Origin of the sequence: Novosphingobium mathurense (assembly GCF_900168325.1) — a bacterium.
Taxonomy (GTDB): domain Bacteria; phylum Pseudomonadota; class Alphaproteobacteria; order Sphingomonadales; family Sphingomonadaceae; genus Novosphingobium; species Novosphingobium mathurense.
Genome location: NZ_FVZE01000037.1, coordinates 1 through 1,104, shown reverse-complemented (window position 1 = coordinate 1,104; position 1,104 = coordinate 1). Strand labels below are relative to the sequence as shown.

Below are 1,104 nucleotides of genomic sequence, written 5' to 3'. Positions count from 1 at the left end.
GGCCAGAACATGGGCATCGTTCAACAGGGCGATTGGCCTGAGCGCGGCGCAGACAGCACCGACCTGATCGGCGAGTGTGGAGAGGCTCAAGGGAATCCCTGCCGCCTCCAATCGGTCGCGCTGGCTGTTGAGCGGCTGATGCAGCCCGTATTTCTGGAAGACGAGATCGGCTAGAAAGTGCGGGCCGAACATGCCCCGGGGCGTCACGTGGAAGGGCGCCGGTGCCTGGCGGATCTTTTCGCATTGGCGGCACGAAACTTTCTCGCGCACGGTACGGATGACCTTGTGGCGCGCGGGCACCTTCTCAAGCGTTTCCGTGATGTCGGCCGGCAGATGGCTCAGTTCAGCCGAGCCACAGCAGGGGCATTGCTCGGGCGCGGGGATCACCACGTCTTCGCGCGGAATATCTGCCGGAAAGTCACGACGGGTCGTTCGCTTGCGGATGAAGGGGCCAATCGTGGTTGTCTTGGCCGCAGCCTGAGCGGCGAGGCTTTCGGCTTCGCTGGCATCGGCCTCGAGTTCCTCGAAGGTCATCTCGAGCTGGTCGATGAGCCGGCTCGCGCGTTCTGATTTCGCTCCATATTTGTCGCGGCGCATAAGCGCGTTCATCAGTTCGAGATGCGCGTTGCGAGCCAGAAGGTCGGCGTTGATCGCCTGGATGCGGGCCGCTTTTGCCTCTGCCTCGAGTGCCTTGGCCTGAGCTTCCCGGGCTTCAGCCTGAGCCGCCTGGACAAGTTTACGCGCCGCCGCGAGCTCGGCGTGCATCTGTAAAATCTCAGGAAAGTCGTCGCTCGAAGGCATGCCCGCCTATAGCGAGAAATGCCCGGAAAACCTACGATTTTCTCAGGTTTTGACGGGATTTTTGCTCCCCTTTTAGAGGCTTGTTTGAGCAGGCGGAGCGGGTCTTGTAAGCGGGGTCCCGTCTCAGCCAACCCGGCTTGGCCGCCATGTTCGCTGCGGGTTACGCCAGTCGATTCCCTCGAGCATGCAGGCCAGCTGCGAGGGGGTCAAGGCGATCGCACCGTCCTTGGCCGAGGGCCAGATAAAATGCCCCTTCTCGAGACGCTTTGCATATAGCGAGACGCCCAGCGCATCGCTCCACAA

General features: G+C 62.0%; 2 protein-coding genes. Both read right to left on the bottom strand.

Annotated features, from left to right (window positions below; translation table 11 throughout):
* Nucleotides 1–801, bottom strand: an 801-nt coding sequence (locus B5483_RS22730; protein ID WP_139384149.1) for an IS66 family transposase, incomplete at its 3' end; no start/stop codon positions are given.
* A 123-nt stretch (nt 802–924) separates the two neighbouring features.
* Nucleotides 925–1,104 (bottom strand): IS66 family insertion sequence element accessory protein TnpB (gene tnpB, locus B5483_RS22725; RefSeq protein WP_139384148.1); only part of this gene is annotated, 180 nt, incomplete at its 5' end.